Raw genomic sequence first — 9,472 nt, forward strand, 5'->3', positions numbered from 1 at the left:
CGTTGTCATAAACCCTTTTTATGACCCCGTTATTAATAAGCCCGGAATAATCAACACAGACCCTTTTACCTGCTTTTAGTATATGCGAATACATCGGCTGGCATCCGCAGGCCTTCATGCCTATATCGGCCAATCCTTCCAATTTATCCCCGAAATAAGCGCCCAATCCTCCTTTAGTATTGGCGTTCTGGGCGTCATACCCTTCAAATTCCGGGATATTTCCTTCCATAGAGAGAGTGGCTAATAATTTATCCTTTAATTCCGGAGCATTTTCTTCGATCCAACATCCGCCATCGTTAAATTTACTTCCCTCATCCGGATAAAATTTCTTATAATATTTTTCCTCGGCTGTCAGGGTATACTTGAAAAGGTTTTCAGCCAGGACAACCGATTTATCCCAGCTGTTATTCGAGAATAATGCGTTTTTGACCATCTCGATCCATCTGCCAGACACATTCCGGGATTTCCAGGTATCATACAAAATATCGAATTCCCGCATTATATTATCAATGGTCCGCCCAGGGTCCTGATCATCAATAGAGAACCTTTCACCGTTAACCCCCCGGATGATCGTAGACATATGCCCCTGTCGGTCTGAAACAAGGCATGGCAGACCAAAGGCCAAAGCCTCCATCGGCGAGATCCCACCCGGCTCCCAGATGGAAAACGCGATGAAAAGATCCCCGCATATATAAGCCATATTCCTGACCGCGTCGGGGACAAACCCATTGGAATATCCGACCCTGCCAGAATAACGGTAAACTAGTTCATTCAGCCGACCCATCCAGTAAGCATCGCCCTGTCCGGCGAATACAAACATGACATCATGATATTTAGCGTTGTTCAATACCCTCTCGGCAAACGGCACCACATACTGAATGCCTTTTTGCTCGGTTATCCGGGAAACCATATTCACCACAAAATTATCGCTATTCAGCAACTTTGAACTACCTTGAGTAGCCGGCCAGAAAATCGGCTGCTGCGCGATCCATGGTTTAGCGTTCTGTTTTATGCCCCACACTTTAAGCAAATATTCTTCCCTCTGTATTTCGGAATCGATCGCGAAAATGTCCTCCCCAAACGATATTAGCTGCATTTGCCCCTGAGCAATACCGTTGGTAATAGCGAACAGCCTGCGTTCCTTATTTATACCGCGGAAGATATCGCATAAGCCCTCGCCGCCGCCTTTTTCATCCGAGCGCAGATAATCCCACATCTGACCCGGGCTAACCGCTACCACAAAATGGGAATGCCTTATGAACGCCGCCATAAAATTGATCAATTCCCCGTTGTGAGGATCGATAAACCATCCGTAATCCTCGGAGGGAAGTCCTAAATTACCCAAAAGGTCGATGCCGTTCTCAAACCTGCCGACCTTAAACTGGTAATCCTGGCCGTTGTTATGCACCCAGCCTATTGTCCGGGTATTCACAAAATGCGGATCGTTCTTGTAAAGCGACCGGATGGAATTCAAATGAACCATTAACGGGGCGCACATCCAATCATTGCCTATTACTATTGAAGGGTATATGTTCATCGCCTTCATTGCTTCCAAAGCGCCAAGCGATAAAAAGATCGCGCGCAGTGATTCATGTTCTTTGGAAACCCGGCTGTTCGGATCCTGCCTGTACCCGCCTAACTGTCCATATAGAGAATCGGCGAAATACGGATTATCCAGAAGGAGGTGATCGACCTTACTTATCCTGGCATGCGCCAGGCCTGACCTGACCAGTCCATGCCTTCCTACATACACATCGATAGGTTTACCGGTATAACGCAGGTTGAATTTAGACAGGGTGCGTTCTTTAACCTCGACTATCTTGCCGCTATTTTCTGTATATTTATACAAGGGGCTTATTACATAAACCTTAAGACCGGAACCTGCCAGAACCTCTGCCAGTTCGCCAACGACATTGGCCATTCCACCGGCTTTAGATACAGGCGCGGCTTCCGGAGAAACAAATACCGCCGAACCGATATCCATCCAACGCAGCACTTTCCCAGCTACGGCCTTGGAATCCTCGCTAAAATCGCCTTGGCGGATATCTTTTAATAATTTTATGGTTGTATCGATCTTGCCAGGATTAGCCACGGAAATCTCATGCATTATCAAAGTCAGGTCGCCGCAGGAAAAATCGGAAAATCTTAATTCCCCTTCAACCAACTCCGCCAGATAACTAAAAGCCTCATAAAAAGAAGCGCTATTTCCCTTTAAGATCGCCTTTGCCAGCGTCACAAAGGCGTAGTTATATTTTGTCCGTACTTCCCGGCTTTCATCAGAATAACGACACAAGGCGTCTCTTAACGCGATAAGGTGGATATCCTCTCCTCCGTCGGTTTTCAAAGATATTACCGCGGATTCATAACCTTCCAATCTGGCATTAATGTTATACGCCCTCAGTTCCTCTCCGGTAAACGCCTCCTCTGTCCCGCTTTCAAATTCCTTAAGGGAATAAAACTTTAACCGCGAATTCTCTATTCCCAGCTTATCCCATAAAGCATTCAGATCTATTTTCAGCGAAACAGTTTCCCAGCCCATATTCACGATAAATATGATCTTTTCATTATCGTTATATCTGGCAATGGCGAATACACGGTCATTGCCAGTATCGAATATATAATCCTGACCGCAAGAAATACAGGCATGCGCCTTGTAGAATCCAATCGCTTTATTCCAGAAATGCTGGATAGTCTCTTTATGAACGCGCCCGAATTCCAGCTGGGCATAATACCGTTGCCTGTCCGCTTCCGCGTAATCATGCTGGGTAAAGTTGTCTATCCTAACCCTGTGAACCTCGCCAAGTTCCTGGCGGTTGTAAAGCATTAACGGCCCGCGGGTAGTAGCCAACCAGCACCAAACAGCGGCTTTGATCTTTTGCGGGCCGAAACTTTCCCACTGGTCCATATTGCGAAAATAATCGTGGGTTTCCAAAGCGGCTACCCACTGGCTGCCTTGAGGCAGTTCACTGAATAACCAGCGGAAATGCGGGTTAAGCACTCCGGATACCGGACTCCCCTTTATAATAACGCTCTCCAAATCATCATGAGTTCCGGAATCAAAAGGAATTACTCCGGATTTAATAACCTGGATATATTTATTCACCGGGCCTGCTTCCGTAATGGTCCCGTAGTTTTCTCCCAAAAAGATGAATTCCGGGTATTTGCGGGTTATTTCGCTTACCAGATATAACAAGAACGGATTAGCCTCGGAGCTATCCCAGTTATTTATGATCTTGAACCCGCCGGAACTGTTACGTTCCCAGGAAGTGATCCGGCCAAACAGCTTTTCTTTGCTCTGTAAATAGGGCGACTTGTCTACCGGCAGCATAGCTCCGAAATTATGGGCTACGTCTATACGCATTCCTTTTATCCCCATTCCAGCCAGATATTCCACAAAAAAGGCTAATTTCGCGATCACTCTTTTATCCCGGAAATTCAAGATGACTGAATCATGCCATTCAACCGGTAATCCGTTTTCGTGATTGATCGAACCATCAGTCGCAAGCCTGCGAATGATCTTGTTACGGTCATACTGATTCCTTGCCTTCACAAAAGCCCATTCCGGCAGATCCCTGCAGTTCTGGTTAACATGCGGCATAAGATCTCCGGCATATATTTGTATGCCAAGTTTCTCAGCTTCATTTATCAGATTTACCAATCCGGCCTTGCCGCCTAATTCTTCGCTTATGCTGAACTTAAATATAGAAAACAAGGAAGCGTCCGGGCCCTCCTGTCCTGGGATATTTTCCGGCTTATCCAACTGACAGATACCCATAACATATATATAATCAACCCCTTCTTTTTTTAATTGCGGCAGGATGCCCTGGATATCCTTGAATGTCCCGGGAATGACTTTACCGTTCTCATCCCTTCTGACCTGCCCCTCCTCATCATATATGCCGTTATACGCCGCCCAGATCTGTCGGAAGACCTTACCACTAAGATCCTTCTGGCAGAAAACCGCGACATTTGCCTCGGAATCCGGCACATAAACCCAGTCCATGCCGTGGGTATACCTTACCTGCAAAGCCAAATGCACAATACCTCTTTCCACCGGGATAAACCTCTCTCTGTCATTTAAACGCAACAGGACCGCGTCATCCGAATACGCGCTGACCTGCAAATTGACATATTTCAATTCGTTCGAATAATTATTAGCCGCGACTAAACGAGCCTGGAATTGACTTAATCTGGAGATGTCTTTGAACGGATTAAAACCTGGGTAGAAAACAAAATCATTGATCCGGATATCCTTGCCCATCTTTACGATTATAGTCTCTGACGCCTCAGGGAAAAATACCGGTCTGCTCGTGTATATTTTGTTCAATACTTTCTGCGCCATGCGCTGTATCAGCACATTCTCGCTGCCCAGGCAGGTATTGAGCAAACGGACCGCTTCATCTTTTAATTCAGGAACCGCCAGTTTCATGACCAAGCCCTGGAACGCTTTTAATACCTTGGCGGCATCCGGCGAATTCAATTGATAGACGAACCGGTAGAATTCAGGATTGGCCTTGTAGAATTCCAGGTCTTTGCGGATATATTCCATCTCTTCACTTTGCCATAATATATCCACCCTTAACCCGGGGCCGAAGAATGAAAGAAGATACTCAGTATCAGTTAAATAATCAGCGAAATGATCCGGGGCGACCCTGACCATTACCGGAATATTATAAAGATCATAAAATAGAATCACCTTCTCATCTTCGAAATAAGTAGCCGACGGTGAATAAACCAATCGTTCCTTAAGAGGAAAACTGCCCTCTATATCCAAATGGTTTACAGCCTCGGCTAACAGCTTTTTTAATTCGGCTTCCCTGTCCAGCCAGGGTTTGCGAATACTCAATGCCAGGATATTATTTAAAAATCCGTTATTCGCCAGATCTTTCCATATATCGATAAAGGCTTGACTGGGGGTGAAAACGTTGTTTGTTGCGGGGGGAATATCTTTTCCGCCGTCGTTATTTGAAGCGGTGTTTTCTATCGGGGCGACCCTGTAATACACAGGTAATGAACCAACTGACGGAGGAGCATTGGACCAATGTTCTCCTTTTATACTCTCCAAAACAACCATTAATTCTTCTGGTGATATTGTTCGAACGCCTGAAAACGCCTCAGTGTTAGACTGCTGGATAGCAGCTACAGCCGCGGCACTGCTGTTTTTCTTTAAAACAACGGCCTCGACCAGCGATGTCCAGCCAATGTTCACTTGGTGCTTAGCTCTGAGCGCTTCATAATCTATTACTATTTGCGGGTAAATACGGATAAAATTCTCTTTACTAAAGTGCCGCCTGTTGCCGTTTTTATAAGGCAACCCGATCTCTTGGGCAGCTCGGTTGATCTTTTTCTTGAGCCCCTCCTTATTCCGGGCCTCTGCGGAAGCCGGATCGATTATCTTCCTTTTTACAAATACAAGCAGCCCCTGATTAATAAAAAATGTGTTGCCTTTCGTTACTACGAATCGGCTGTCCGTCTTCTGCAGTTTTTCGCGCAAATAACTTAAGGAGTTGCGCCCCTCATTTTTACAGATCAAATACCCCAGATTGCTTCTGCTGGCTATGCTTCTGGCCGAAAAATCACCATTAACACGATAAGCGAATATACCCAATAAACTCTTCTCCCAATTGCTTAACTGCGACCAGACAGATTCATAAAGTTTATCGGAGAGCTCCTTTTTCTTCCGGTCAGACAGCACTTTTCCTGAGACGGGATCAAAGGCGTATATATCCCCGTCCTCGAATCCAACCATATCAAGCTTGCCGGCTTTTATGAATAAAGTATATACCTGTCCGGCTTTGGTAGTGAATTTACGCAGGGTAACCCCGCCGATCTTCAACTGCCCGGAAGCAGGCAAAGGATTGCGCATTTCGATTTTGTTACCGGTCATTTTCCGCAGACGGGCGGAATCAAGATGGGATGCGAATGAATCGATCAGGTTGTTATCAACATCGTAGATAAGATTAAATTTCTTAGTGGCTACGATCTTCCCGTCAGATGACCTTATCCAGACCGTATCCACGACCGGCTTGTTCCCGTATCCTTTTCGCACATGGATATCCGCCTTAAAGCCGGGGAAATCCGGAAAGAGATTCGCGAAAGACTGGCAGGCAAACCTCAACCCGCCTCTTCTGTCAGTGGATATGTTCGATACCGTAAAATCCCTAAGCTTCTCTACCCTTCCCAGAAAAAGCGAATCATAATAAGAGTGGACCACGTTTCCGCTGATCGTATCTATCACCAGTTTAAATTCTATCGTTTTTCCGTCAGATATGAACTTTACCTCCCGCACAAACCTGTTATCGGTATTCACTTCCACCTCTTGGCCGCGGTATTTAGGGAACCTGCCCCGGAAATCAGTCCCGAATCTAAGCGCCCCTGTGCTGTCTAAACAGATATTCCTTATCAACAGCCGGTTACCGCTGAAAATCTCATTGTATTTACCCAAAGACAGATATTCATTGAACACCTCGATCAACCGGCCATCCCAATTCCAGATCTGGGCAAAACGCGTGCGTTTCCCCGGGTCATTACAGGAGACAGCTTCTATGGGATACTCTTTACCGGAATTATCGGTATAAATATTAACCAGTATTTCCTCCCCTTTAGCCCAATTATTGCTTAAGGTATAACTGGAGCCGTGAGACAGATAAACGGCGCTTTTAGAGCCAATAGTCTTGCGCGTAAAATTCTCATAAAACCAACAGCTGTTCAAGCCCATCCTGTACGCGCGGAAGGCGTTTTCCTGCTGGTCGTCTACATAAAGTATCTCTTCCGGCCTGGCGTCAATATGCCTCAATACCGCGGCATAAGCTTCCTCACTGGGCTTGGCATAACCAACAGCGTTAGAAAAAAAGACATTTTCTTTCGTGAAACAACCCGGAAAATGCTGGGCAAGAATACCAAGCATAAGGCAGCTCAACTCCACTCTACGGCTGATGAAGAAATTTGAGAGTATATACATCTGCGCGCCCTGACCGCGCAGATCCTCTACCAGGGTTTTCATTTCTTGTGATACCTCGCAATCAAGGAAGAATATCTTTACAAAATCGGATGATGTGAAACTTAAACCCTGCTTTCCGGACCTTGCCCGCAGTTGCGCATTTATCCTATCCAGAAAATCTTCCAGGTAAAGATCAGTCCGCAGGGCCAACGCGTCTTCCCCGGAATAGAACATCGTTTCGACCTCCGCGCAGGTCAATTCAATGCTAAAAAGTTTTTCAATGAATTCCCGGATCTCCCCGATCTTCTTTTCTTTAGAACAATCCAGAAGCACGCCGCCAATATCAAATAAAGCGGCCTTTATGGATCCCAAGCCTATCTCTTGGCGGATCGCCTGTTCCTTGCCGATAACCAGTTTGCCTCCGTCAAAACCATTAGGGTCTTCAGCGGAAGACGCATTAAACATCTCCAGGCCGGTCTGTTCGAAATCGAGGGATTTTATCCTTTTGTATTGTTTAGCCGTCAACCTTCCGGTGCGGCTTGCCTGTTTATGTAGTTTAACGGCATTGACTGTCTTACGGCTGGATAAGGCATTCCTGAGTATCTGGACCGGCTTGAACCATCTTAGTCTATGCTGTATCCTGTATTCTTCAATATTTCTATCGCCCGCGCGCGAAGACGAGATAATAGTAGCTATGTCCCTGCGCAAACCCCAGTATTCCCTTTGATGCACCTCATCCCAGCCTTCTTTTTCCAGAAGCAGTTTCCAGACATTAGGCCAGCTCGCGGGAGTATATAACGCTGCCTGCCACTGTTGCCATTTGCTTTCCCTGTTTATTTGCGCGAGGATGCTTTTCATGCCTCTAAGCTCCCTGTGTTTGGCGAATTCCAGTATTTTGCGCAGGTCAAGCATACCGCTGGGAGTAACCGGCAGATCATCCAATTTCAGGCTTCCGCCCCTGCCCGACCTCACGAACTGCCATCTATTGAATTTCGGGTTCTCTTTACCGAACTCCGTATCATCCCAATGCACGATAATAATGTCATTTTCCGCCGCGGCTTTCACGGTTTTCGCGTTATCAAAACGCTCCCTGTATATATGGACAAGGGCTCTCAGGACTTCGCCTCGTTTATAAACCGGGACAGGGGCTACCCTTATTCGGATCAGCCGTTGATACTTGAACTCCGCGGTATTCTGCAGGTCGTAACGGGAGATGCTGGCGAATCTTCCCGGCCGCGGCGCGGAACCGTATATTTTCAGGACATTCCGGGATTCCCCGGGAATGACCATAAACTCCGCCGGTAAAAGCAATTCCGGCGTTTCATCCACGGATATCTTGAGCTGAATAGTAGCTTTCCGCCCTATTTGGCCGCGTTCAAATTCCTCAAACGTAACCTGCCTATTGCCGCCGTCTCTTCGCGCATATAATAAATTCGAGGAGGAGAAGGCATCACCTGCCACGGTAGATGTACCCTTCTTTATCCTCCCCGAATTTTCTTTGTTTAAATAGTTTTTACCGCCGTCCCGTTCAATATTCACGGGATTTCTGTTTTTGTTCTTAGCGGCCGCCATCTGGAACTCTTCATCGGTCAAACGGGTAACACAACTGTCATTCCAGACAGCGGCAGTGGGCTTTATCTCCCGGAAAGAGATTGGTTGGAGCCCGTTATCCGCCGGATCATTCTGAGCGTTAGTATAATTTTTACATTCTTCAGCCAAAAAAGCCAGGTTGTTCAATCCGTTCAGCTCTCCTGTATTTACGTCAGCGGATAACCCTGAGCCGAGTTTTAGATAATTACCATTGTCCAGGCTGATAAAAGCGTAGAAGCTGTTGTCATCCGCCAAATGCCGGACCAACAATTCGAAATGATAGGAATGTAATATTTTCGCCTCATCCAAGAATGCCAGCAACTTGAATAACTGATAAGCCAAATATTCCTTTTCCGGGTTACGGATAATAAAAACAGGCTTCAAGGAATTAAAGATCATTGCGAGTGAAGATTCAGCGCTCAGCGCGTTCCAGATCAGCCCGCCGTTACTTTTGGCGCGGCGTTCAACCATAAGTTCTACCGCGGACTTATCCTGGACAGCCTCAAAAGCCAGCCCAAGTCCGGAACGTTTCCTGTTATATTCCTGGTCATAGGAAATATTGAAATCCCACCCTTTGGCTTCCAGCTTAACCAGAAGTTCAACCATATCCAGGATGGCTTTCTCATTGATCTCGGATATATCCTGGTACTTATAGATGATATTCAGCTTAGAGGCAGAAGCGTAATCATAGCACGAAGAGAATATGGTGAATGGTCCTTCATTTATTACTGTTTGATTCAAGGTAAGGCGGGATTCGATAGGTCCGAATTTCATCTTCCCCGGATTCTTATCTTGCTTTTGGGGAAGCGAAAGTCTTTCGTAAGATAATTTATGCGGTTTAGCGGATAATTTTTTAAGGAAAGAAACTATCAAAGATTCCCGGCCAAATGGTTCTTGATACGCCACCGGCTTAACCTTAAGATCCGCGCTTAATTGCCTGAA

General features: G+C 46.2%; 1 protein-coding gene. It reads right to left on the reverse strand.

Going from position 1 to position 9,472, the window contains the following annotated elements; translation table 11 throughout:
* The coding region (locus M0R35_07230) for a glycogen/starch synthase (GenBank protein MCK9595447.1) at positions 1-9,472 on the reverse strand (9,472 nt) is incomplete at both ends.

Source organism: Candidatus Omnitrophota bacterium (assembly GCA_023227985.1).
In the GTDB taxonomy this organism is placed as follows: Bacteria; Omnitrophota; Gorgyraeia; order Gygaellales; family Profunditerraquicolaceae; genus JALOCB01.